Below are 25,568 nucleotides of genomic sequence, written 5' to 3'. Positions count from 1 at the left end.
AGCTTCTCAATAAGCGCTATGCCCGTAACTTTCCCCTGATTTAATACTGCCACACAGGCAGATTTCTTTCAAGGCTTTATTTGAATACAAAAACATGTTACTCCGTGGAGGTGTATAAGCTTACGGTAATTATGAGGAGACACAAATGAAGCGAAAGAAAATAAACTGGGTGCTGGGAGCGCTGGCTGTGGCGGCAGCAGGGGTGCTGCTGGACGCACTGATTCTGGAAAAGTACTTTTTCAAAGTGAAAGTTTATGATATCGGGAATAAGGGCAGCAGCAAGAAGCTAAAGCTGGTCCTGCTGGCGGATTTGCACATCCGGCAGCTTTTGTTTCCTCAGTACCGCAAGCTGGCTGCAAAAATAAACCGGCTTCAGCCAGACCTGCTTTTGATTACAGGCGACACCCTTGATTCTACTGGGAAAGCGAAGCCTATGGATAAGTTTTTCGGGCTCCTGGACCGGCACATAAAAAAGGTAGCCATACCAGGAAATAACGATTACAAATCGGACGTAAACCTGAACAGCATGAAGAAGATTTATGAGGCGCATAACTGCGATTTCCTGATAAATCAGTCAAAAGCCTATACGCTCCGGGGTACCCGCATCATGGTGACGGGTTTAGACGATTTTATCGAGAGTGAGAGCCATTTTAAAGCTGCTGTGCAGGATGTAGGAAGAGAAGAAAATCACCTGCTGCTCATTCACAGTCCGCTCCAGCTGGAAACTGTTAAAAAGAAGATGGCAGCGCTTAATAAGGAGCGAAGTACTGAATCGCAATTAAATATCCGGTATGCCTTTGCAGGGCACACCCACGGTGGCCAGATAAGGCTGCCCGGTTATGTTCCAAAGTTACCCGGGAAGTCAGGCGGTTATGTGAACGGCTGGTATAACCACAGCGCCCCCTACCTCTATGTGTCGAAGGGCTTTGGTACCTCTACCATTCCTTTGCGCTTTGACGCCAGATCGGAAGTAACGGTGTTTCACTATGCTGTCTAAGCTTATGATAACATCTGCTGTAGGAGTTTTCCCGTGGAACGGCTGCAGCACGTTAAATGATATCCGGTTAACATAAAGCATTACAGCAGGTTGTTTAACAGGAGAGAATGGGGTACCTTTGTAGCCTTATGCATTTGTCCATCACATCATTAAACTCCGGGAGCAACGGGAACTGCTATTACATCGGGAACGGTAGAGAGGCGGTCTTAGTAGATGCAGGCATCTCCTGCCGCGAAACAGAAAAGCGCATGAAGCGCCTGGGGGTGTCTATGAGTAAAGTGAAGGCAATTTTTGTATCCCATGAGCACTCCGATCACATCAAGGGCATACCTGTGCTGGCGAAAAAATACCAGCTGCCGGTTTACATGACGCCCGGCACGCTGCAAGGAGCCAGGCTTGATTTCAATGGTGTTTTAATTCATCCTTTTCAGGCCCATGAGCCGGTGCAGGTTGGCGACCTTACTGTTACAGCTTTCCGTAAACTACATGATGCCGCAGACCCGCATAGTTTTGTGGTGGAGTGTCAGGGTATCAAAGTAGGGGTGTTTACAGACATTGGCGCACCATGTGATCAACTCATTTCACACTTCGGGCAGTGCCATGCGGCTTTCCTGGAGGCCAACTATGACGAGGAGATGCTGGACAGGGGGCATTACCCATACTACCTGAAGAACCGCATCAGGGGAGGCAGGGGGCACCTTTCCAACAGGCAGGCCCTGTCGCTTTTCGCGGCCTATAAACCTTCCTTTATGAGCCATGTGCTGCTCGCTCACCTGTCGAAGGATAACAACTGCCCTGACCTGGTGAAAGAGCTCTTCACCACGCACGCCGATGAAACGGAGGTTATTGTGGCGTCCCGGTTTGAGGAAACACCGGTTTATAACATTGTGTACTCTGAAGGTGCTCCTGCAAAAGTGACAGAGCAGTACGGAAAGCAAACCAGTTTATTTGATTTGCTGGCTTAGTCCTAAAGGGGGAGTGGTGACGTTTAAGAAGGGCAGTGTCAGGAATTTTACTTAGTTTAAAAATCCTGCATTAGCTCTTCTTTCTGTGCTAGCTTGCTGTTTACACTGCTGCCCGGTAACTCATTAGCCACCCCTGGCGCTTCCGCTTTAAACAGGGGAGATGCGTTCAATAAGTTTTCCTGTATATAGTATAGCAAGGATCTAATAAAGAGAAGAATGCCCGCCATTTCCAGAGACTCTTCGATGATGACACTTATATTATAAGCTACCTTTTCGTACCCATCAGATACAAAATAACCTCCTATAGCCTCCATTCCTGCTGCTCCAAGCACAAATACGACACCTGAACTTATCATGCGGACTTTTGTTCTTGCAGGCAGGTGTAGAATGAACTTAAGAAAAAGCATACTGCTGAGGGCTGCACAAAGTAGTATCAGAACGCCAGCGCCAAAATGATTTGGCCCTGAAATAGCTGACAACTGCATCATAAAGTTGGCTACCACAACTTCATGCAGACTGATGCTTTCATCAACGGACAACAGCAGAAACCCCAAGGCCAACGCACCCCAATGCTTCCGGTACCTGTCTTCCATACCCCATTTAGACTTAGCTATCAGTGCTAAAAAAGCAGATGCTATAAATAAATTGATGGCAGAAACATAAGTTGGCAGTGTCTGCTCTAAATCCATGTTGAACTTTGTCAATAAACTGTCTTCCGCATTGTTGCCTGTTAAGTAAATATAAAGTCCTCTTACAAAAGCCATGAAAACACACAGCAGGATAACAGCACCTAAAAAACGAATTATCAAAGGAATGTTAACTCTAAGGTTAATTTTGAAGCTTTTCTCCATAAAGAATTCTTAAACTAAAATTTCTTCAAGCTTTAGATGCTATCAGAAACTAAAGTGTGCAATTTTCGAATAAGGTCGTGTTGACGTTATACAAACAGGCTGTTCGGCTGCTGAAACAGTTAGCGTATTTTTATAATATTGTTGTTTTCGCTGCTGATTCTGATTAATATTAGAACATAGTAATATTTGTATAATATCGTGTTGTAGTATGGTATTTCCTTTACTGGGTATGTTAAACTATTGTTGTGCTTTTGTAAAGGAAATGTTACCTGCTGCCATTACAGTTAAAAAATTACATAATGAAAGAAACTACGAAAGCATTTTTGTTTGATTTGAACGGGACTATTATTGATGATATGCATTACCATGCCAAAGCCTGGCATCAGATTCTGACAAAAGACTTAGGTGCCGACCTGACCTGGGATGAAGTGAAGGTGCAGATGTATGGCAAAAACGAAGAGGTGCTGGCCCGCATCTTTGGGGAGAACCACTTCTCAGACGAGAAAGTCGATAAACTGTCTGTAGCGAAGGAAAAGTATTACCAGGAGGCTTACAAGCCGCACATGGAACTAATCAACGGCTTAGAGAAATTTTTAGCTGAAGCTGCTGCGCATAACATCAAAATGGCCATTGCATCGGCTGCCATCACCGGTAACATTGACTTTATTGTGGATAACACCGGTATACGTCAGTATTTTAACGCTTTCGTTAGCGCAGACGACGTGGACAACAGCAAGCCTGACCCGGAGACCTTTCTGAAGGCTGCCGAAAAGCTGGAGATTGCGCCGGAAAACTGCATTGTGTTTGAAGATGCGCCCAAAGGGGTAGAGGCTGCGCAGAACGCCGGCATGAGGTGCATCGTCATAACAACGGCACATCCCAAAGAAGACTTCGAGCAATACGATAACGTGGTAGGCTTTATCAAGGACTATGAGGATGCTTTGACAAAAGACTTTTTCAAAGATGAGGCCTGATATGCAGCGCCTATTGTTAAAATAAGCTCAGATACGCTTATAAAAGAAGAAAGCAGGCTGTGGGGCCTGCTTTCTTCTTTTATAGGAGTTTGTATTAGCTCTTGTTAAGCTGGTAGTATACTTCGCTCCAGCGCAGTTCGTTCTGTAACTGGCGCAGGCGTGTCTCCTTATCAATCGTCACACACTCTATACCGGCTATGTCAGCAAAGTCCTGCAGCTGCTCTGTGCTCAGGTTTTGGCTGTAGCAGGTGTGGTGTGCACCTCCGGCCAGAATCCAGGCAGCGCAGCCTGTTTTCATGTCCGGGTAAGGCTTCCAGAGCACACGTGCTACCGGCAGGTTTGGCAAGTCGTGCTGCGGCTCTACGGCTTCTACCTCGTTTACAAGTAAGCGGAAGCGGTTGCCCATATCCACAATAGAGGCATTCAGTGCAGGGCCACCTGCTACGTTAAACACCAGGCGCACCGGATCAGCTTTGCCGCCAATGCCCAGCGGGTGTACTTCGCAGGAAGGCTTTCCGTTAGCGATAGACTCATCTATCTCTAGCATGTGCGAGCCCAGTACCAGTTGGTTGTTAGGGTCGAAATGGTAGGTATAGTCTTCCATAAACGCGTTGCCGCCTTTCAGGCCGCTTCCCATTACTTTCATAGCGCGTACCAAGGAAGCCGTTTTCCAGTCGCCTTCGCCGGCGAAACCATAGCCCTGGCCCATCAGGCGCTGAGCAGCTATACCAGGCAACTGCACCATGCCGTGCAGGTCTTCGAATGTATCAGAGAAGCCTTTGAAGTTACCTTCTTCCAGGAACGTACGCAGGCCAATCTCTATTTTAGCTGCCTCACGAAGCGACTGGTACTGCTCTCCGCCTTTGCGCAGCGACTCCATTACCGCATAACGCTCCTCATACTCCTGTGTCAGGGCATCAACAGACTGGTCGCTGATTTCATTGATGATTTTTACAAGGTCGCCAACACCGTAGGTGTTCACAGAGAAACCGAACTTCATTTCAGCCTCTACTTTGTCGCCTTCGGTTACAGCCACATAACGCATGTTGTCGCCGATACGAGCGAACTTAGCGCCTTGCCAGTCGTGCCAGCCACAGGCTACACGGCTCCAGGCACCAATCTGCTCCTGCACTGCGGCTTCTTCCCAGTGCCCTACTACCACCTTGCGGTTGATACGCATTCTGGATACCATAAAACCAAATTCGCGGTCGCCGTGCGCGCTCTGGTTAAGATTCATGAAGTCCATGTCGATAGAGTTCCACGGAATATCGCGGTTAAACTGTGTATGCAGGTGCAGCAGTGGCTTCTTCAATATTTTCAGACCGCCAATCCACATTTTGGCAGGGGAGAAGGTGTGCATCCAGGCTACAACACCCACGCAATTTTCCGCTACGTTGGCATCCTGGCAGATGCTGTAAATTTCTTCCGTTGATTTTACCACCGGCTTAAACACAACCCTTACCGGAACCTGGCCTGCCTGATCCAGACCATTGGCAATCTGCTGCGAGTGCTCTGCCACCTGGCGCAGCGTTTCTTCCCCATATAGATGCTGGCTGCCTGTTACAAACCAGATTTCAAATTTTTTAAGATCTACCATATAATTAAGTGTGTTTTTAACAATAATCAAAAAAAAGAAAAAGAAGGCGTTGCTACAGAAACGTGCAACGCCTTCAGAAGTTTATTTACTTAATACCAGAAGAAGTAGTAAAGCAAGCCGATAATAAGTAAGATGCCGGCTGCGCCTAAGTTGAATGGTGTTCCGGTATTAAACAGTACAGGGTCTGAAACAATGGCCTTTTTGTCGGCTACTGTCATTTTCGCGTTTGTGTACAGGATAATGCCCAGCATGATGAAGAGAACACCTAGGAAGTAGGCGGACTCTATTCCCAGGTAAGCGTACTCACCTGAAAGTATTGCAGTTCCTATTAAGGTGATGACGCCAAGTGCTAAGAAGAAGTAACCGTAGCCGGCAATCTTACGCTGCCTCGCAGGCTCAGGAAGTGCTACGCTTACTTTATGGCCTTTCTCCATAAAGGAGATAACAGAGGCAATTACACACAGAACGATGAATACATAACCCATACGCATCAGGAACGGCATATCAGGAGCTGTAATCTTGAAGATGATACCAGCCGGGATGGTGGCAATAGCTGTCCAGAGAGCAGCGTTCGGTGTAATCTGCGTCCAGAACAGACCCATGGCAAACACCACCAGCACACCCGGGTAAATATAACCTGTGTATTCCTGAATGTACTGGAACACCTGGTCGAGGGAGCTTAGCTGCGGCGCCACAACCATGGCAATCAGAAGGGCAACAATCGCTACAATCCGTCCTGCACCTACCAGCTGACGGCCTGTTGCATCCGGCTTAAAGTAAGGGCGGTAAATATCCATGGTGAAAATGGTAGAGGTACTGTTCACCATAGAAGCCAGCGAGGAAACAATAGCTGCTGCCAGTGCGGCAAAAGCCAGTCCTCTGATACCGGATGGCACAAAGTTCTTCAACAACCAAGGGTAAGCCTGGTCTGATTTCTGGATACTGCCCACTTCCTCTACAGTCGAGCCAAGTATGGCAGCGAGTTGTTCCGCAGGATATTCATTGATCAACACGTAAGCAGCGATACCCGGAATAACCACGATAAAAGGCATCAGAATCTTCAGGTAACCGGCAAAGAGAAGGCCTCTTTTTGCCTCGTTGATGCTTTTGGCAGCAAGACCTTTCTGGATGATATACTGGTTAAAGCCCCAGTAACCGAGGTTGGTTGCCCACATGGCTCCCACGATAACAGCTACACCCGGAAGGTCCTTGAAAGCATCTCTTGTTCCTCCCTGTCCATCTGGCACCATAATGTGTCCCTCAGGAACAACAAGGGTAAAGTGCTCACGGGCGCTTGCATAAAGGTTGCTCAGTCCGGCAAAAACACCCTCACCGTCTCCCACGGCATCCAGTGCCAGGAAAGTGGTGAAAAGTCCACCTCCTATCAGCACCACCACCTGTACTACGTCTGTCCAGGCTACTGCCTCCAGACCGCCGTAAATAGAGTAAATACCAGAGAAAAGCAGCACCCCGATAATACCGTAAATAAGCGGGATACCCATAATCTGCTCGAGTGCCAGTGCACCCAGGTAACTCACGGAAGTAAGGTTCACGAATACGTATACCAGCAGCCAGAAAACAGCGAATGCCGTACTTACGCCACGGTTAAAGCGCTCGTTCAGGAACTGCGGCATGGTGTAAATGCCTTTGTCGATGAAAACAGGCAGGAAGTATTTGGCCACGATAATCAGCGCAACGGCTGCCAGCCACTCGTAAGCAGAGATGGCCAGACCGATGGCATAACCGGAGCCAGAGGTTCCAATAAAGTGCTCAGCAGAAATGTTGGCGGCAATAAGAGAGGCACCCACAGCCCACCAGGTGAGGGACTTATCTGCCAGGAAGTACTCCTGGGCTGTTTTTTCAGTACCTTCTTTTGTCCTCGATACCCATAGTCCCATAAAGAGTATGACGATGGCGTACGCGACGAAAATTACATAATCAAGTGTAGAGAATCCGGCGGTCATTTAATAATGATTTAGTTTAGAACCCTTAATATAATGGAATTATATTTTCAGGAATATAATTGTGCTATATATTATAGAAGAAACCCACTATTGGCCGTAGTAGGAGTCAGGGCCGTGTTTGCGCTCGTAGTGCTTCTTAATAAGCGAATCCTGTAAGCGCGGCACATCTCTCCTGATTTGTTCCGTCAGGTAAGCCATGCGGGCTATTTCTTCGACTACCGCACTATTGTAAACCGCCTTCTTTGCCGTTTTGCCCCAGGTAAAAGGTGCGTGGTTGCCTACCAGCACCATCTCCACCTCCTCATAACTCATGCCTTTTTCCTGCAGGTAGTTCATTATCTGGAAGCCCGTCTCATACTCATAGTTGCCCTGTATCATCTCGTCGCTCATCGGCGGGGCACAGGGAATATCTACGGTGTTGTGGTCGGCGTGCGTGGTGCCGTAAATCGGGATGTCGCGCTGCGCCTGTGCCCAGGCAGTGGCATAAGTGGAGTGGGTGTGCACAATGCCGCCAATGTTCTCCCAGTGCTTGTAAAGCACGGCATGGGTTTTGGTGTCGGAGGAAGGGCGCAGGTTCCCCTGCACCGTATTTCCGTCAAAATCGACAATCACCATGCTGTCTACGGTAAGGTCCTCGTAAGGCACGCCGCTCGGTTTGATGGCGAACACGCCCAGGTCTCTGTCGGCGGCGCTCACGTTTCCGAATGTGAAGAGCACGAGCCCCAGCTTTGGGAGCTGCATGTTTGCCTCGTATGCTTCCTCTTGTATATGTGTGTATTTGCTCATTCTCTATGAAGGATTTTGTCTGACTACTTTTTCCTGGACATCAGTTGGCGCTGGCTTCTCTGATTTGGTCTCCTGCTCTACCAGGGCACCGTGCGTTTTGTACTGGCGGTAGCGCTTGGCATATACCTTTGTGCGCTCCGGATTTGGAGTATACTCTGCATCAAAGCCCTGACCCATAGCCGTCATGGCATCCTCTACGCGCGGATGAATACCAGCTGCAGTAGCGGCGAACATGGCTGCACCAATCGCGCAGGTTTGCTCGGAGCGGTGGATGCGAATTGGCATGTCCATCACGTCTGCCATCATCTGCATAATAAACGGTGACTTACGGGCTACACCGCCCAGACCAATCAATCCTTTTACAGGTACTCCCTGCTCCTGGAAGCGCTCTACTATGCTTTTTGCACCAAAGCAGGTAGCCTCTACCAACGCTCTGAATACCCGCGGTGCATCGCTGCCCAGGCCTAAGCCGAAGATGGCGCCTTTCAATACCTGGTTGGCATCCGGTGTGCGGCGCCCGTTGAACCAGTCGATGGCAAATTCACCTTCTTCTGAAAATGGCAGTTGCTCTGCCTGTTTCGTTAGCTCAGGTATGATTTTATCGGAGAGCTCCTGTACCAATGCTTCGGCTGTTTCAGGAGAAATAGTCTGTGACTGGGAAAGAAGGTTCTGAACCGGCCAAAGCAGTAGTTTCCTGAACCAGGCATAGGTATCACCAAATGCGGACTGGCCTGCCTCAAGGCCCATCATACCCGGGATAACCGAACCTGGAACCTGTCCGCAGATGCCACGTACCAGCGTGTCTTCCATTTCTTCTGTCGGGGCTACGAGCATGTCGCAGGTAGAGGTACCCATTACCTTGCTGAGGTAGTAAGGCTCTATCTGTCCGCCCACAGCGCCCATATGCGCATCAAACGCACCTACGCCTACCACTACATCTGTGGTAAGGCCAAGTCGGTCTGCCCATTCCTGGCTCAGTTTGCCGGCAGCCTGGTCAGAGGGGTAAGCATCAGTGAAAAGCCTGTCGGTGAATCCATCCAGCAGCGGGTCCAGGGAAGAGAAGAACTCCTGCGGTGGCAGCCCCCCAAATTCTTTTGCCCAAAGGGCTTTATGGCCGGCAGCACACACGCTGCGCTTCATTTGTGTTACATCGTTGCCGCCTGTCAGCAGGAACGTCATCCAATCGCAGTGCTCTACCCAGGAGTAGCAGGCGTTACGTACCTGCTCATCCACACGCAGAATGTGCAGCAGTTTTGCCCAGAACCACTCAGAAGAGTAAATTCCTCCTACGTACTGCAAATAATTGGTGTCGAATTTAGTGGCGTGCTCGTTTATCTGCTCTGCCTCTTTCACAGAGGTATGGTCTTTCCAGAGGATAAACATGGCGTTAGGGTTGCTTTCGAACTCCGGCAGCAAAGCAAGCGGCGTACCTGTCTTATCCACCGCAACAGGAGTGGAGCCTGTTGTGTCGACGGAAATACCTTTTACCGCGGAAGCCGGTACTTTGTCTCCTGCTTTGGCAAGACACTCTTTAACAGTGTGCTCCAGGCCCTCCACGTAGTCGAGCGGGTGCTGGCGGAACTGCTGGTTCTCAGCTACACAGAAGCGCCCTTCTTTCCAGCGTGGATAATAGTAAACAGAAGAGGAAATTTCCTGCCCGTTGAGGGCGTTTACGAGAACGGAGCGTACAGAATCTGAGCCGTAGTCTACCCCAATAACATATAAGTCTTTATTCACGATGCAAGGTGTTATTTATATCTGTGTCAAATTAACACTTATTATAGCAAAATAAAAAATTTCTCCACCTTTCTGTTTACTTCAGGCCTGTTAATTAGCCAGGAACTTCTCCGGGTTGGGAATGAACTTCAGGAAAGCCTGGAAATCATCCAAGTATTTGTTCTGGTCTAGCTTGTAATAGAAAGCTCCTTTTTTAGAGTTCTCCTTGTCTTTCTCCTGTTGCTTCACAAACAAACCGGTAGACAGAAGCTTGCGGTTGAAGTTGCGTTTGTCAAAGTTGGTGTCGTACAGCCCTTCGTACAGGGCCTGCAGTTGGGGGAACGTGAATTTTTCGGGTAGTAACTCAAACAGGATGGGGTGCAGGGCTGCTTTGTAGCGGAGCCTGTTTTTGGCCATTTCCACCATCTCGTTGTGGTCAAATATAAGTTCAGGCATCTCCTTTAAAGGAAACCATTCTGCATGATACTCCTTGCTTAGTTGTTTCTCGTACTTTTGGATGTCAACTAAAGCAAAGTATGTGACAGCTATTGTCCTTTCAACCGGGTCGCGATTGGGCTCCCCAAAGGTATGCAGCTGTTCCATGTACACGTTTTCCAGTCCTGTCAGCTGTTTCAGGATTCGGTCGGCGGCAGCATTAAGGCTCTCATTGGGCTGAACAAAGCCACCCATCAGGCTCCAGTGCTTTTTTTCTGGCGCAAAGCCCCTTTGTATAAGTAAAAGTTTGTAGTTCTCGCCGTCGAACCCGAAAATGATGCAATCGACGGCGACCAGTACTCTTGTCTGGCCTAAATATTTAATCATGTATAAAGTTTTTGCAAAGAATAATATTCAGGTTTAGAATGATGTGTGCTCTGCTTGCAGAGCAATTCATTTATAGTAAAGAAAGTACAAGATAGTTATAAAGTTTGCAAATGAAAATGTGTGCCACTGCAACTCATAATTTCAGGCCGGGCAACAAAGACGACAAATTCAAACAAACACCACAATAGCTATACATCGGGCAAAAGTCTTTAAGGGCAATAGAAGAAGCCGATCCACTCCTTATATATACGTTCGAAACATTAATGGAAGCTGTTCGTTCATTGGCTTTGTCTGGCAAAAATCATTGTCGGGGGAAAGCGGCAAACCGCACATTCACGGCTTGTGTCGGTTTTGGCAGGCAGCGCGCTGCAGTGGTACCAACTGTTTAACAAATGTAATTTTTAAGAGAACACTGCTGCCACGTACGCTTCTTCTCTAAATTAAGAATATATTTAAGTTCTGGAACATCACCTATAAACAATGAGAATCAAAAAAGCTGTCATCACCGCGGCTGCCCGTGGCGAGAGGTTATACCCTGTTGCCGATACCATTCAAAAAGCCATGCTTCCGATCATAGACATCGACGGGCTGCATAAACCAGTTATTCAGATTATTGCAGAAGAGGCCTTCGCCAGCGGTATTGAAGAACTATGTGTGATTTGTGCTCCGGGAGACGGAGAACGCTACATCAGTGCATTTGCTTCTTTGCGGGATAACCTGGTGAAGTCGTTTAAAGGGGTGGACTGGGCGAAGGAAGAGGCTGAGAAAGTTGATCAGCTTCTGAGCCGTGTTCAGTTTGCAGAGCAGGAGGAGCCGCTGGGCTATGGCCATGCCGTGTACTGCGCCCGCGAATTTGTTAACAACGAGCCTTTCCTGCTGCTGCTAGGCGATTACCTTTACGTATCGAACCTGCTGCAGAAGCGCTGCGCTGCGCAGTTGATAGAGCTTGCCTCGCAGGAGAATTGCTCGGTGTCTGCAGTGAATCCTACCATTGAGCACCAGATTGGCCGCTACGGTACACTAACCGGTAAGCAGTTGCCCGGTAATGCTGGCGTATACCAGATAGACAAAATCATGGAAAAACCTTCGCTGAGCGTGGCAGAACTGGAGTTGCAGACACCGGGGCTGCGGGTAGGCTACTACCTGTGCTTTTTTGGGATGCACGTTTTCACGCCTGCTATCTTCGATATACTGGAGAAGCATGTGGCCCGCGACGGCAGCAACATCCTGCTGACACCTGCCCTGCAGGAGCTTGCCGAGACAGATAAATACCTGGCACTGGAAGTAAAGGGAAACCGCTATGACCTGAGCAAAAAACTGGGCTGGCTGCAGGCGCAGATTGCCCTGGGCCTGGCAGGCCAGGCGCATGACGAGACGCTGACTTCCATGGTGGATCTGCTTGCCGAAGCCAACAGCCGGAAGTCTAGTTAAGCTACATAAGAAGTAACTGCGGGTAAAAGAACCTACCCCCTCCGGGGAGGGGAGTACTCTAGAGCTATTTCAGTTTCCCTCCCCGGAGGGGGTAGGGGTGGGTTGAAGTTTACTAGCAACAACCAATGAGAGCCGCAGTAAGTCAAGAAAATAATCGCCTGCTGCTATCTTCACCAGCGGGCTCTATAGTGCTGCGAGAAAAAAGCAACATGAACATCTTTATTCAAACCATTACTTCTTCGGATGCTGCAGAGCGCAACCGTTCCTTTTTCGAGATAAGTCGGAAGCTGTCGGCAAAGGAACTGCTGGCGGCGCTGCGTGAGCTGGATACTTTCCGGAAAACAACTCCTAACCTGTATGAAAAGGTAAGAGCCATTCTCTTTCTGTATGCTGGCTACCGGTTTTTTCTGATGGAGGCGAAAGAAACACCTGCCGTTGGTAAAATCTCCTATGCCGGCTTCGAGGACCTGCTTTCCCGCCGTTTTGAGCATGCTATTAGCACTTTCCTGCAGGAACTGGACAGGCACGGGCCAAATGCTGCTCTGTTCAGCGCCCTGGCAGATGCCTACCACCAGCTGTCGTTCCAGATCCTGGCAGACCAGGTGCGGAAAAGCGTGCGTTCCAGCAAAGGAAACCAGTGGATGTTCCGGGTGGGGCACCAGGAGGAGCACCCGATTCGCATTCATCCAAAGCTGCTGGAGCGGCAGGATAATTCGCTCTTTTACCCTATCCTGCACGAGCACACCTCCGTGCGCATGGACCTGACCCACAGCGGCTGGTCAGATATCTTTTTCCTGGGGATGGATTACCCGGAAGGGGCACGCGTCATCAACGTATCCATCGACTTAGGTGTATTTGGGCGTGACAAAGAGATCCGGCCGCCGCTGCACAGTTATGTGCGCGTGATTCCGGAGCCGGTGCTGCGCCTCACCAGCATTGACCTGAACACGTCCAAGGATGTACACGACCTGGCAGACCTGTTCAACTTCGGAAACGACTACCTGAGCCTGGTAAAAGCGGGTGTTATTGCGTCCGGATTGATTCCGCCTTCGTTTGAGGGAACAAATCAGTCGCTGCCCGAGATCCTGTCGCGGATAGTGGCCCCGGGGATGGGCATTGAGCTGGTGACGAAAGTAAACGATATACCGAAGGGCTCCCGCTTTGCCGTTTCAACGAACCTGCTCGGTTCCATTATCAGCCTGCTGATGCGCGCTACCTGCCAGACACAGAAGCTGGAGGGTGGCCTGGAGGAGAGTGAAAGACGCCTGGTCGCTTCGCGTGCGATTCTAGGCGAATGGATTGGCGGGTCCGGTGGCGGCTGGCAGGATTCCGGCGGGGTCTGGCCGGGTATAAAAGCCATTCAGGGCACGTTTGCACAGGAAGGCGATCCGGAGTACGGCATCAGCCGCGGGACGCTGCTGCCGCGTCACCGGGTGCTGCAGGGCGAAGAGGTGCACCCGGAGATTGCGGAGAAAATCATCAACTCGCTGGTGCTGATGCACGGCGGTATGGCCTCCAACGTAGGACCTATCCTGGAAATGGTGACGGAAAAATACCTGCTGAGAGGAGAGAAGGAGTGGGCGGCACGGCAGCAGACGAACCAGATCTTCGACAACATCCTGGGAGCCATCCGGGAGGGAGACATACGAAAGTTAGGTGCCAACACGGCCCGCAACTGGGAGCAGCCCATCAAAACCATCATTCCGTGGGCTTCCACTTACTTCACAGAACAGATCATCGCCAAAGCCAAGAAGGCTTTTGGGGAGGACTATTACGGGTTCCTGATGCTGGGAGGTATGTCCGGCGGCGGCATGGGAATGTTTGTAAACCCGGAACGGCACGAGGAATATAAAACAGGTGTGCTGGACATTCTTCGGCAAACCAAGAATGAGTTATCTGACTCCCTGCCGTTTGCCATGGAGCCGGTGGTGTATAACTGGAGCATCAATCCAAAGGGGACCTGGGCGACGTTGCACGAAGGAAACGAGGCACTGATGCCGGAGCAGTATTATGCCATACACGTATCAGAGCTGGTGCGGAAAGACCCGACTAGCGTCTCGTACATCCGCCGTGCCGAGATAGACTTCTTTACAACCTACTGCGAAAAGAACAACCTGGCGTACCCGCTGCTGCGCACCATCGTGAGCAACCTGTTCAAGGTGTCCGACCCCTCCTCGCAGGGCAACCGCAGCGTGGAAAACGAGAAAGCGGAACGGATTAAAAAAGAAAACGGCTTCGATTACATTCAGCACGAAGACATCCGGGAAGAGCTGCAGAAAGGTCGCATTGGCTTGTCGCGTAACCGGTTGGCCGCTGAAACTACCATAGAAGATGTACTGGCAGAGGATATTCTTCAACTGGAGGAACTGGCTGCTACGGAGAAAACGGGTGAAGAAGCCATCACAGCAGGCAAAGTAGCTGTGATGAGCCTGGCAGCTGGTGTGGGCAGCCGCTGGACAAAAGGGGCCGGTGTGATAAAAGCGCTGAACCCTTTCGTGGAAATAGAAGGAAAACACCGCAGCTTCCTTGAAATTCACATGGCCAAAACCCGTAAGGTTTCAGAGAAATATGGTGTAAAGATGCCACATATCGTGGCTACCTCTTACCTGACACAGGCCCCTATCCGCAAGCAGCTTGAGAAGACGCAGAACTTCGGTTATGACGGATCTATCTACTTGTCTGAAGGCCGTTCTATCGGGCAGCGCTTTGTGCCGATGGAGCGCGACCTGCGCTTTATGTGGGAAGAGATGCCGCAGGAAACGCTGGATGAGAACAAGCAGAAGGTGCGGGATGCCGTACGGCAGAGCATGATCAACTGGGCCAAATCAAAAGGCGAAGGAACAGATTATGTGGATAATATTGCCGCGCAACGCTTTTCGCCACTCGGCCACTGGTACGAAGTTTCGAACCTGCTGCGCAACGGAACCCTGGCGCAGCTCCTGCAGGAGCAACCGCAGGTAGAAACCATTATGCTGCACAACATCGACACGTTGGGGGCCGATGTGAACCCGGCAGCCCTGGGATACCACCTGGAGTCGGGGAATGCGCTGACTTTTGAAGTGGTGCCCCGCCGCATCGAGGACAGGGGAGGAGGGCTCGCGCTTGTGAACGGGCATGTACGCTTGTTGGAAGGCCTGGCGCAACCACGCGAGGAAGACGAGCTGAACCTGAGTTACTACAACTCCATGACCACCTGGATACAGGTGGACCCGCTGCTGAAACTCTTCGGCCTGACGCGTGCTGATTTACAGAAAGGGGATGAGGCGCAGCTGGCAAAAGCGGTTAGAAGCGTGGCACAGCGAATACCAACTTACGTGACCATCAAAGATGTGAAATACCGCTGGGGCCATGGGCAGGAGGATATTTACCCAGTAGCACAAATCGAAAAGCTGTGGAGTGATATGTCGGCGCTGGCCGATGTAAAGTGCGGCTACATTGCTGTGCCACGATACAGGGGCCAGCAAATGAAAGACCCTGCGCAGCTGGATTCATGGGTAACAGATGGCAGCAAGGACTATGTAGCCTCACTGGGTACCTTTGCTTCCTAATCGGTAAACCTTCTTTCTTAAGTTTATCGTTTTAAAATTATCTAAAAGTAAAGGCGGGAGTTTAACTACTCCCGCCTTTACTTTTATTAGCTATTTGACTCTTTTATTAGAAGTACAACCCGATAACCTAGTACAACAACGGCCGCCGGAATTGCCAAAAGCTTCATTATCTTAAAAGGATCCATAATATATAAAGTTTGTTTCTCTGATACGGAACAGCACGTTGGTTGGATTGTTTTTTCTGACTGCACATTAGGTAACTGCCATGTGTTTTAACACTTGGAACCTTATTTATGCCATTATTGCTCAAGCTCTTTCTGTTTTGTCTAAGCTGCCGTAGCTAGGGCTTATCCAGTGACATCAGACCTAATATTTTAATTCTTTTGCTCTGTGCTCTCAAGGCCGAGAGGCCTCGTCTTCGGGCATCGCACTGTGCATTTGAAGTTGCCCTCGCTCCGCTACGGGCTGCCTCACTACGTTCAGCACCACATCAAATACAAGGCGCTCAACCCAAAGACTGGAAACACATTCACTTCGTGCTAGCAAATTCCTAAAAAAAGTACAGTCTTGACTATGGAAAAAGCCCTCGCCAAATGAATTAGCAGGCTCCCCTCCTTGAATTAGCCAAAACGAGAGTTTTGAGCTAACGAGCGTAGCTCTGAGGGGTAGGGGTGGTTTGACCCGGTACTCTGTGGAATTGACTTCGTGTGATGTAATATTAGCACATACTGTTTTACAAATAGCCACAAAAAGAGAACAGCCTCACGACTGCAGGTAGTCATGAGGCTGTTCTTATTAAAGTCTTTTGTTCAACTGCTATGCAGGTACCATTTCCTTTAGTTCGCTTACTACTTTGGTCATAGAAGCTTTGGCGTCGCCAAACAGCATCAGGCAGTTCGGATAGCCAAACAACTCGTTCTCAATACCGGCATAACCTGCACTCATACCGCGCTTGCATACAATCACGGTGCGGGCTTTATCTGCATTCAGCACCGGCATACCATAAATCGGGCTGCCAGGGTTAGTGCGGGCGGCAGGGTTCACCACGTCGTTAGCACCAATAATGAGGGCGATATCCGTGTTAGCGAACTCATCGTTGATCTGGTCCATCTCAATCAGCTTGTCGTAAGGGACATTGGCTTCTGCCAGCAGCACGTTCATGTGCCCTGGCATACGGCCCGCTACCGGGTGTATGGCAAACTTCACTGAGGTGCCTCTGCGTTCCAGCATGTCAGATAGCTCGCGCACGATGTGCTGCGCCTGTGCTACGGCCATACCGTAACCCGGCACAATGATCACAGACGAAGCAGAGTCGAACAGCATGGCTGTTTCTTCCACACCCACCTCTTTTACAACAATTTCCTCGCCGCCTTCAGCACTTGCCGAAGAGCTAGTCTGGCCGAAACCACCGAGTAGTACATTCACCAGCGAGCGGTTCATGGCCTTGCACATAATCTGGGTGAGGATAATACCCGAAGCACCTACCAGGGCACCTGCAATAATCAGCACCTGGTTGTTCAGTACAAAGCCCGTGGCACAGGCGGCAATACCGGAATAGGAGTTCAGCAGGGAAATCACCACCGGCATATCAGCCCCGCCAATCGGGATAACGGTAAGAACACCCAGTAACAGGGCTATGAATAAAACTCCCATCATCCAGAGTTCCACATTTGGCTCCAGCACCACCAGCACCGACAAGGCCAGTGCACCCAGGAACAGAATGGCATTCAAGGCATGCTGCCCCGTAAACATAATCGCTCTGCCGTTAATCAGGCCTTTCAGCTTACCAAATGCCACCAGGGAGCCCGTCAGGGTTACGCAACCAATAATAACGCTGATAACGATGGTGACACCCACCACCACTTCCATACTGTAACCTGCATCATGGGCCATGCGCCAATATTCGGACGTAGCCACCAGCACAGAGGCAGCACCACCAAACCCATTGAAGATGGCCACCATTTCCGGCATCGACGTCATCTCTACGCGCTGCGCAATCACAGTACCTATCACGGAGCCAACCAAGATAGTTACAAAAATCTCTGTAAAGCTCAGCACCTGGTTGTCGAGCAGGGTCACGAGTATGGCAATAAGCATGGCTACCGCAGAGATAAAGTTACCGCGGCGTGCCGTAGACGTCTTGCCCAGCATTTTAATGCCTACAATAAAGAGCACAGAGGCAATTAAGTAAGCTACTCTGATAATTAAATCTTTCTCCATTTGCTTACTTCTTTTTCTTCTTGAACATCTGCAACATTCTGTCTGTCACCACATAGCCTCCCACCACATTGAGCGTGGCCAGCAGCAGCGCGGCAATTCCCAGCCACTTGCTCACCGACATTGTTTCAGGGCCGGCTGCTACAATGGCACCCACAATGGTGATACCGGATATGGCGTTAGACCCGGACATCAGCGGGGTGTGTAGGGTAGGGGGCACTTTCGAGATAAGCTCGAAGCCTATAAAGCTGGCCAGTACCAGCACATAAAGAAGTACAATTAAATTTTCTGCATTCATACCGTTTTTGCTAATATTTCTTTTGTAAACTGATGTACCAACTCTCCCTGGTGCGTGATGAGGGAACCCCTAGTGATTTCTTCTTCCATCTCCCATTTCAAGCCATCTTTGGTAGCCAGGTGGAGGAGGAGGGTGCTGATGTTTTTGGCGTAAAGCTCACTCGCGTTAACCGGCACCATGGCAGGTAAATTAGATTCACCGATAATGGTGACGCCGTGCTTCACCACCGTTTTATTGAACTCGCTCAGCGCACAGTTACCACCAGATTCTACTGCCATGTCCACAATCACAGAGCCTGGCTTCATGCTCTCTACCATTTCTTCTGTTACCAGGAGCGGGGCCTTCTTGCCAATAACAAGTGCCGTGGTGATGACAATGTCTGCATCGGCCACATGCCTCGACACAAGTTCTTTCTGCTTTTGCAGGTACTCAGCCGATACTTCGCTGGCATAGCCGCCTTCTGTTTTCACGCCTTCTGCCTGCACCTCTAAAAAACGCCCTCCCAAAGACTCTACCTGTTCTTTTGTTTCGGGGCGCACATCGGTTACCTCTACTACAGCGCCCAGGCGTTTGGCAGTGGCAACAGCCTGCAGGCCTGCCACACCTGCGCCAAAAATGAGCACGCGGGCAGGGGTAATGGTGCCGGCCGCTGTCATCATGAGCGGGAAGATTTTTCCCAAGGCGTTGGCTCCCAAAAGCACTGCTTTGTAGCCGCCCAGGTTTGCCTGTGAACTGAGGGCATCCATCTTCTGCGCCCGGGAAATACGGGGAACAGCATCCATGGCGAAAGCGCTTATTTTCTTGCTAAGGCACAGGTCTACCAGTTCCGGCACTGTGTAGGCATACAGGAAGGATATCAGGACACTGCCGTCGCGCAGGAGTTGAATCTCTTCAGCCGTCGGCGCATTCACCTTCAGGAGCACATCGGCATCTCCTAGCAGGGCGGCTCTGTCAGGAAAGATAATTCCGCCCGCGTCTTCATAAACTTTGTCATAAAAGCCTGATGCCACGCCAGCTCCGCTTTCTATGCCACATTTAAAACCAGCTTTGGTCAGTGTCTTTACTACATCTGGTGTAAGAGCTACTCTTCTTTCAGATGGTTTGCTCTCTTTGAGTACTGCTAAGTTCAATTTTAACTTTATTAAGTGTGACCTAAAATATTCTTGATTGAGGTTGACAGGATAGAAGCTACCAGGGCAACAGATGGAGTGGAAAATGCCTCTTAAAGCTGGCAGGAGCTTGATTAATCACTTCCTTGCATGCATGAGCAGGAGGGCTGCCCTGAAGTTATTTTCCACTTTCAGGCCTCACCGCTTCCTTATATATTTAATTATTTGTTGTAACTTTGAATCCCAAAGGTTTGGCGTGATTTTGGCAAACCTCTGGAAGCAGACCCACCATAGAAACAGTGGGTTAATCTGGGATCAGGTAAAAGCCACACTTCTTATGTAGTGCGGTAATACTGATGATCTAATATAATGATTTTTTTAATAGCCAAAGGAAAATACTGGGTATTCTTTACTTTTTGGCTCATTATTTTAAAATTATTTGAATTTACATCGGGTAAACCCGTTGATTTTACTTTTGTATAGGTTCGGCATCATTCACTTTACAAAAGTTCAACGTTTTCAAAGCAATAAGAAAATCCTGCTTTTTAATGTAATCGTTGAAAAGAACAGGGGTTGTTTTGATACTGGATGCCAATAAAAGCCACAAATCCCTTCCATATTATTAAGGTTATTTGTGCAATTGTTACGCTCTTAGTGTGTAATTTTGAGCGATTGTTTGTATATACAAAACATAGACTTGTTCTCTGTTCGATATACCAGATAAAGGGCTATTCCCTGGAGTTGCAGAAGGGAGACAGCGCATCATTTTCTCTGCAATCTTTTTTGCAGGAATCTGGTGTTAAGTTTTCAAACCTGGGCCAGGTGCAGCAGTGTCTGATCTGATCATAAGGGGAGAGGCAGCTAAATATTTTTATTAAAATGCTTAAAACAAAGAAAGAAATCATTTTGGACACAGCCTTAACCCTTTTCGCTGATAAAGGGTATGATGCTACGCCCACTAGCTTAATTGCAAGAGAGGCAGGAGTATCAGAAGGACTGATTTTTAAACATTACGTCAGCAAGGAGAACTTACTGGAGGCGGTTGTTAAAGCCGGTTACAGACGTATTACTGACAGAAGCAAAGGCTTGGTGGTAGAGGACGACCCGATTAAGTTGATTGGGAACGTGCTGGACATGCCTCTGAAGCTTGTGGAAGAGGAACGCAATTTCTGGCGCATGCAGTTTCGCCTGGTAGACGAAGAGATTTCTCAGAAGCACCACATGCGTTACTCTCACTCCGTGATGCAGAAATTAGTAGGAGCTTTTAAAAAGCTAGGCTACGAGGAACCTGAGTTAGAGACTGAAATCCTGATGCTCTTAGTTGAAGGCCTCTGGAGGCTTTACCTTACAAATGAGGATAAAGGGCATTTTATCAAGATGCTTGACCTGATTAAGGCAAAGTATAAGCGGTAGAATATGCTGTGGCGGCCCGTCCACTTTACGTTGCATGTGTATCATCCTGCTAAGAAGGTAACTTTGCAATCACAAACAGTAAACATGGTTTGCTGATTTCCGGGCGTGCAACATAAAATATTGGAAAGCCTCCTGATGTAAACCGGGAGGCTTTCTTCTGTTATTGTCTCTTCTTCTATGATTCTAGAGCCTGGAAGTATAGAAGAAGAGATGCCTGGAGCCGTGTGCCAGTTATAAGCCGAACGCTCTTGGCAGCCAAAGGCTGAGTTCCGGCACATACGTTATCAGGAGGAGGGCTGCTATCATGGCCAGGAACAACGGCACTAAAGGCTTAATCACTTTGCTGATACTGATATCAGCCACGCCACATCCCACAAACAGAACAGCACCAACAGGCGGTGTACATAAACCGATGCACAGGTTCAGCACCATGATGATGCCGAAGTGAACCGGGTCCACGCCAAGCGCTGTGACAACCGGCAGAAATATTGGCGTGAAAATCAGAACGGCCGGCGTCATGTCCATGAATATTCCCACAAACAGGAGTATCAGGTTAATGATGATGAGTATTATGATTTTGTTGTCGCTGATACCCAGGAGGGCATCACTGAAAGCCTGCGGGATATTGGCATAAGACATTACCCAGGACATTCCCATGGAAGTGCCAATCAGCAGCATCACAATGGCCGTGGTCATCACAGTCTGAATCAGGATGTCGGGGAGGTCGCTTACTCTTACCTGGCGGTAAACCACCATGGAGAGGATAATAGTATAGAGCACTGCTACGGCTGAGGCCTCGGTGGCTGTAAAAATACCCGCTATAATACCGCCGATAACCACAATCAGGAGCAATAAGCTTGGAACAGCATTCAGGAACTTTATAATTACTTCCTTCAGAGAAGTTCTGTCACCTACCGGATATTTGTTTTTATAGGCAATAACGCCCGCCACAATCATTAGAGCCAAGCCTAGCATGAGCCCCGGAACGTACCCCGCCACAAACAGTGCCGCGATGGAAACCCCCCCGCTGGCCAGCGAGTACACAATCAGGATGTTGCTGGGAGGAATAATCATACCCGTTGTGGCAGACGTAATATTCACGGCCGCACTAAAAGGCCTCGAATAGCCTTCCTTTACCATCCGGGGATTCATGATGCCGCCAATAGCAGAGGCTGCAGCTACGGCAGAGCCTGAAATGGCACCGAACAGCATACAGGCTACAATGTTCACATAAGCCAATCCGCCGGGTAAAGTACCCACCAGGCTTTTGGCAAGGTCAATCAGGCGGGAGGCAATCCCGCCCCGGTTCATCATTTGCCCCGCCAGTATGAAAAACGGAATAGCGAGCAGGCCAAAGCTGTCGAGACCAGTTGCCATGCGCTGGGAAAGTGTGGTGAAGGCAGGCTCCGGGGAGATGCTTACCAGCATGGTCAGGAGGGCAGAGATACCGATGGAAAAGGCAATCGGCACCCCAAGGGAAAGTAAAACAATAAAGCTGATAACCAGTACGAGTATCTCAATGATTTCCATGTATGCCTGTATGTGTTGGGAAGCCTGCCGGCCGGATGTTTGAAAGTATGATGTATGGTAAAGCCGTAAAGAGAGGCTACGCTATCTCTTTGCCAAGTTCGACCGGGTCTTCTGGTTTTTCAAAGAGGTTCATGATGCTGTAGTAAATGATAATAATCCCACTCAGTGGCACCACCAGGTACACATAGCCGAGCGGAACATTCAGGGCCGCGGATGTTTGGTTGAGTGTGAGCGTGATGTATACCAGGTTTATGCCGCCCCAAACCATCCCAAAAAAAGCAAAAAGAGCCACCAGCACATTTATCAGTACATTCAGGTTGCGTTGCTTTTTGCCCTCCAGTTTTGCAGGAAGGATGTCGATGGCCAGGTGCATTTTTTTGCCTGTTACATAGCTGGCTCCCAACAAACTCACCCATATGAGGAGGAACCTGGCCAGTTCATCGGTAAACGAACTCGGCGACCGCAGGATAAACCTTGAGCCTACCTGCCAGAGTACGTTCAGCACCATAAATGCCATCAATCCAACCAATAACCAATACAGGGTGCTGTCAAGCCTTTCTCTAAACTTCATGTATTTTTATTTGTCAGTCTAATTCTTTACTTGCTCTGCTGTTTGCTCTCCGGCAGCACGTATTCTCTGGATGAGGGTGTATACCTCCGGCTCGCTTTTGTAGGTTTCAAACATAGGCTCTACCATTTTCGCGAAGGGCTCTTTGTCAGGATAAGTAACTGTTACACCTGCTTTTTTTACTTCTGCAAGCGCTTCTTCCTCTGCTTCCTGCCATAGCTTCCGCTGCACCACCGCCGACTCATCTGCTGCCTCCTGCAGCCATTGCTGCTCCTGTGGCGTCAAATCTTCCCACACTCTCGTGCTGATGAGCAGGATGTCAGGCACCATGGTGTGCTCGTTTATAGAGTAGTTTTTAGCTACTTCGTAGTGGCGCGAGAGGTAAAAGGTAGGGTGGTTGTTTTCGGCGCCGTCCACAACACCTTGCTGCAGTGCCGTGTAAATCTCGCCGGTGGAGATAGGGGTAGCGGCACCACCAAAAGCATTGATCATGGCAATGGCCGTGTTACTGGCCTGCACCCGTATCTTCATGCCTTTCAGGTCGCTGGGCGTGTTGATAGGTTTGTTGGCATAAAAGCTGCGGCTTCCGGCATCATAATAGGTGAGGCCACGGAGCCAGTATTGCTCTCCCTCTGTGAGAAGGTCTTCCCCGATCTTGCCGTCCAGGACATTGTAGTAATGTGCTTTGTCCTCGAAAATATAAGGGAGGCTCAGCACCTTGAAGTTAGGAGAGAAGCTTTCCATGGTAGCGGCAGACACTTTCGTCATGCCCAGGCTGCCTATCTGCAGCAGTTCCACCGACTCCCGCTCGCTGCCAAGCTGCGAGTTCGGGTAAATGTCAATCGTCATTTTGCCACCGGATTTTTCCTTTACCTTTTCGGCCATGTACAGCATGGCTATGTGCACCGGGTGCGTCACCTCCAGGCTGTGCGCCAGTTTAATCTCCTTGGTCTGGGATACTTTCTGGCAGGCGGGGGCTGTGCACAGCAGCAGAAGCGCTGCAACGCTCAAAAACAGCTGTCTTTTTAATAGGGGGTAAAGGTGGTGGTACTGCATTATTTCTTCCTTACTTTTCTGATGGTTTCCAGGGCGTCACGTGTCAGTTCTTCCAGTTTCGCATAGTTCCCGGAGGCGATAAGGTCTTTGCTGATAAGCTGCGAGCCCATGCCCACGCAATGCACACCGGCAGCAAACCAGGCTCTCAGGTTCTCTTCTTTCGGCTCTACGCCGCCTGTCGGCATAATGCTGGACCATGGGCAGGGGCCTTTAATAGCCGCCACGTAGTCCGGGCCACCTACCTGCTGGGCAGGGAATATCTTCACTACCTCTGCACCCAGTTCCTCTGCTTTCGAAATTTCGGATAGCGTAGCACATCCGGGAGCCCACATAATTTTGCGCCTGTTGCAGACAATGGCCACATCCGGGTTCAGCACCGGCGACACGATAAAGTCAGCACCGGACTGGATATATAAACCGGCTGTAGGTCCGTCTACCACGGAACCGGCTCCCAGCATCATTTCAGGGAAAGAAGCACGGGCATACTTTACCATCTGTGCAAATATTTCATGGGCAAAGTCGCCCCGATTGGTGAACTCGAATACCCGGACACCAGCTTTATAGCAGGCTTCCATCACCTGCTTGCACACTTCTATATCAGGATGGTAAAACACAGGCACCATGCCGGTTTCTGCCATTTTTAATGCTACTTCTATTCTGCTAAATTTAGCCATGATGGATTGTTCAATTAGGTTATAAGTCAAATAACAGGCTAGCGTACCAGCCTGCCGGAGGTGTCGCCACCCAGCAGCGCCTCTACCTCCTCTACAGTGGCGAGGTTTGCATCTTCTTTGATGGTATGCTTCAGCACCGATGCCGCCACGCCAAACTCCAGGGCTTTCTGGTCATCCTGGTAAGCCAGCTGACCGTAAATGAATCCAGCCATAAAAGCATCTCCGCCACCGATTCTGTCAATGATTGGATTGATGTCGTAGGTCTGTGTCTCCAGCATCTGTGCGCCATCCCAGAGCATGCCTGAAAGCGTGTTGTGAGACGCGCTCAGAGAGCCGCGGGTGGTGTTCACAATCTTCTTTATTTTCGGGAAGCGCTCCATGATTTGTGTGAACACAGAGGCCAGCTCGTTGCCACCTGTCTCTTCTGGCTTGATGTTCAGAATGTCTTTGGCATCGCCCTTGCCGGATACAATGATGTCGCAGCCCGCAATTAATTCAGGCATGACGTCAGACGCTGTTTTGCCGTACTGCCACAGGTTCTTCCTGTAGTTGATGTCTGCTGAAACAGTGAGGCCTTTCTGGTTAGCAACTTCAATGGCTTTTTTGCAGCAGACTGCGGCACCGGCAGAGATGGCAGGCGTAATGCCCGTCCAATGGAACCAGCCTGCATCGGCAAACACTTCGTCCCAGTCAATCATATCCGGCTCCAGCCTGGCAAAGGAGGAGTAACCGCGATCGTATACTACCTTACTGGGGCGCACACTGGCGCCTGTTTCCAGGAAATAAATACCGATTCTATCGCCGCCATAGATGATGTGCTGCGTGTCCACGCCGTACTTCCGGAGTAGGTTGGTGGCAGCCTTGCCCAGTTCATTGTCCGGGAAGCGGGTAATGTGACCGGCGCTGATGCCTAACTGCGCCAGCGATACCGCCACATTTGCCTCGCCGCCGCCATAGGTGGCATCAAAATGGGTGGATTGTATGATGCGTGCGTAATCCGGTGTGCTCAGCCTGAGCATGATTTCTCCGAAGGTGATGACCTTTTTATTCAT

Annotated in this window: 20 protein-coding genes; 6 read left to right on the top strand and 14 right to left on the bottom strand. The window is 49.6% G+C overall.

The window, feature by feature from the left end:
• The first annotated feature begins 145 nt into the window (after positions 1 to 145).
• Entirely contained in the window at positions 146 to 997 is an 852-nt protein-coding gene (locus tag ACYVB1_RS10265) for a metallophosphoesterase (protein ID WP_460923483.1), read from the top strand.
• Positions 998 to 1,125: 128 nt separating this feature from the next.
• Positions 1,126 to 1,962 carry an MBL fold metallo-hydrolase gene (locus ACYVB1_RS10260; protein ID WP_460923482.1) on the top strand — a complete coding sequence of 279 codons (837 nt, stop codon included), beginning with the start codon at positions 1,126 to 1,128 and terminating at the stop codon, positions 1,960 to 1,962.
• A gap of 56 nt (positions 1,963 to 2,018) precedes the next feature.
• Here the strand turns inward: ACYVB1_RS10260 and ACYVB1_RS10255 are convergent, their stop codons facing one another.
• Positions 2,019 to 2,813, bottom strand: a complete 795-nt coding sequence (locus ACYVB1_RS10255; protein ID WP_460923481.1) for a hypothetical protein — start codon at positions 2,811 to 2,813, stop codon at positions 2,019 to 2,021.
• Between the two features lie 299 nt (positions 2,814 to 3,112).
• Here ACYVB1_RS10255 and ACYVB1_RS10250 point away from each other — a divergent pair, with 299 nt between their 5' ends.
• Positions 3,113 to 3,787 (top strand): HAD family hydrolase, encoded by a 675-nt coding sequence (locus tag ACYVB1_RS10250; protein WP_460923480.1) that lies wholly within the window; start codon positions 3,113 to 3,115, stop codon positions 3,785 to 3,787.
• 94 nt (positions 3,788 to 3,881) lie between these two features.
• On the opposite strand, the gene araA is transcribed toward ACYVB1_RS10250, so the two are convergent.
• The 5 genes from araA to ACYVB1_RS10225 form a co-directional block, all read right to left on the bottom strand.
• Positions 3,882 to 5,384, bottom strand: a complete 1,503-nt coding sequence (gene araA, locus ACYVB1_RS10245) for an L-arabinose isomerase (protein ID WP_460923479.1) — start codon at positions 5,382 to 5,384, stop codon at positions 3,882 to 3,884.
• Positions 5,385 to 5,473: 89 nt separating this feature from the next.
• Complete coding sequence (locus ACYVB1_RS10240) at positions 5,474 to 7,348, bottom strand: sodium/sugar symporter (RefSeq protein WP_460923478.1); 1,875 nt, start codon at positions 7,346 to 7,348, stop codon at positions 5,474 to 5,476.
• A gap of 87 nt (positions 7,349 to 7,435) precedes the next feature.
• Entirely contained in the window at positions 7,436 to 8,134 is a 699-nt protein-coding gene (locus ACYVB1_RS10235; protein ID WP_460923477.1) for an L-ribulose-5-phosphate 4-epimerase, read from the bottom strand.
• Between the two features lie 3 nt (positions 8,135 to 8,137).
• Positions 8,138 to 9,871, bottom strand: coding sequence for a ribulokinase (locus ACYVB1_RS10230; RefSeq protein ID WP_460923476.1), 1,734 nt, complete (start codon positions 9,869 to 9,871; stop codon positions 8,138 to 8,140).
• 90 nt (positions 9,872 to 9,961) lie between these two features.
• The gene (locus ACYVB1_RS10225; protein ID WP_460923475.1) at positions 9,962 to 10,672 is read right to left on the bottom strand and encodes an NUDIX hydrolase; all 711 of its coding nucleotides are present in this window, start codon (positions 10,670 to 10,672) and stop codon (positions 9,962 to 9,964) included.
• A gap of 480 nt (positions 10,673 to 11,152) precedes the next feature.
• Here ACYVB1_RS10225 and ACYVB1_RS10220 point away from each other — a divergent pair, with 480 nt between their 5' ends.
• Together ACYVB1_RS10220 and ACYVB1_RS10215 are read left to right on the top strand one after the other, a co-directional pair.
• Entirely contained in the window at positions 11,153 to 12,103 is a 951-nt protein-coding gene (locus ACYVB1_RS10220) for a UTP--glucose-1-phosphate uridylyltransferase (protein WP_460923474.1), read from the top strand.
• 209 nt (positions 12,104 to 12,312) lie between these two features.
• Positions 12,313 to 15,651, top strand: coding sequence for a UTP--glucose-1-phosphate uridylyltransferase (locus ACYVB1_RS10215; protein ID WP_460923473.1), 3,339 nt, complete (start codon positions 12,313 to 12,315; stop codon positions 15,649 to 15,651).
• A gap of 816 nt (positions 15,652 to 16,467) precedes the next feature.
• Here ACYVB1_RS10215 and ACYVB1_RS10210 read toward each other — a convergent pair.
• Genes ACYVB1_RS10210 through ACYVB1_RS10200 form a run of 3 tightly spaced genes read right to left on the bottom strand, consistent with a single transcriptional unit; the run spans position 16,468 to position 19,296 of the window.
• The gene (locus ACYVB1_RS10210; RefSeq protein ID WP_460923472.1) at positions 16,468 to 17,871 is read right to left on the bottom strand and encodes an NAD(P)(+) transhydrogenase (Re/Si-specific) subunit beta; all 1,404 of its coding nucleotides are present in this window, start codon (positions 17,869 to 17,871) and stop codon (positions 16,468 to 16,470) included.
• Positions 17,872 to 17,875: 4 nt separating this feature from the next.
• Positions 17,876 to 18,166: an NAD(P) transhydrogenase subunit alpha part 2 gene (locus tag ACYVB1_RS10205; RefSeq protein WP_460923470.1), complete on the bottom strand. Its 291-nt coding sequence runs from the start codon at positions 18,164 to 18,166 to the stop codon at positions 17,876 to 17,878.
• On the bottom strand, positions 18,163 to 19,296 hold the full coding sequence (locus ACYVB1_RS10200) for a Re/Si-specific NAD(P)(+) transhydrogenase subunit alpha (RefSeq protein ID WP_460923468.1): 1,134 nt from the start codon (positions 19,294 to 19,296) through the stop codon (positions 18,163 to 18,165). The genes ACYVB1_RS10205 and ACYVB1_RS10200 overlap by 4 nt, the downstream gene beginning before the upstream one ends.
• 858 nt (positions 19,297 to 20,154) lie before the next feature.
• On the opposite strand from ACYVB1_RS10200, the gene ACYVB1_RS10195 reads away from it, so the two are divergent.
• Positions 20,155 to 20,688 (top strand): TetR/AcrR family transcriptional regulator, encoded by a 534-nt coding sequence (locus ACYVB1_RS10195; protein ID WP_460923466.1) that lies wholly within the window; start codon positions 20,155 to 20,157, stop codon positions 20,686 to 20,688.
• A gap of 231 nt (positions 20,689 to 20,919) precedes the next feature.
• Here the strand turns inward: ACYVB1_RS10195 and ACYVB1_RS10190 are convergent, their stop codons facing one another.
• From ACYVB1_RS10190 to ACYVB1_RS10170, 5 genes are all read right to left on the bottom strand, one after another.
• Positions 20,920 to 22,218, bottom strand: a complete 1,299-nt coding sequence (locus tag ACYVB1_RS10190) for a TRAP transporter large permease (RefSeq protein WP_460923464.1) — start codon at positions 22,216 to 22,218, stop codon at positions 20,920 to 20,922.
• Between the two features lie 76 nt (positions 22,219 to 22,294).
• Positions 22,295 to 22,789 carry a TRAP transporter small permease gene (locus ACYVB1_RS10185; protein WP_460923462.1) on the bottom strand — a complete coding sequence of 165 codons (495 nt, stop codon included), beginning with the start codon at positions 22,787 to 22,789 and terminating at the stop codon, positions 22,295 to 22,297.
• Between the two features lie 18 nt (positions 22,790 to 22,807).
• Entirely contained in the window at positions 22,808 to 23,842 is a 1,035-nt protein-coding gene (locus ACYVB1_RS10180; protein WP_460923461.1) for a TRAP transporter substrate-binding protein, read from the bottom strand.
• Entirely contained in the window at positions 23,842 to 24,516 is a 675-nt protein-coding gene (locus ACYVB1_RS10175) for a bifunctional 4-hydroxy-2-oxoglutarate aldolase/2-dehydro-3-deoxy-phosphogluconate aldolase (protein WP_460923460.1), read from the bottom strand. The genes ACYVB1_RS10180 and ACYVB1_RS10175 overlap by 1 nt, the downstream gene beginning before the upstream one ends.
• A gap of 38 nt (positions 24,517 to 24,554) precedes the next feature.
• Positions 24,555 to 25,568: a PfkB family carbohydrate kinase gene (locus ACYVB1_RS10170; RefSeq protein WP_460923459.1), complete on the bottom strand. Its 1,014-nt coding sequence runs from the start codon at positions 25,566 to 25,568 to the stop codon at positions 24,555 to 24,557.

The sequence above is a fragment of the Pontibacter brevis genome (assembly GCF_054779655.1).
The sequence above is the reverse complement of the archived record's forward strand: the minus strand, read 5'-3'. Positions and strand labels throughout refer to the sequence as shown.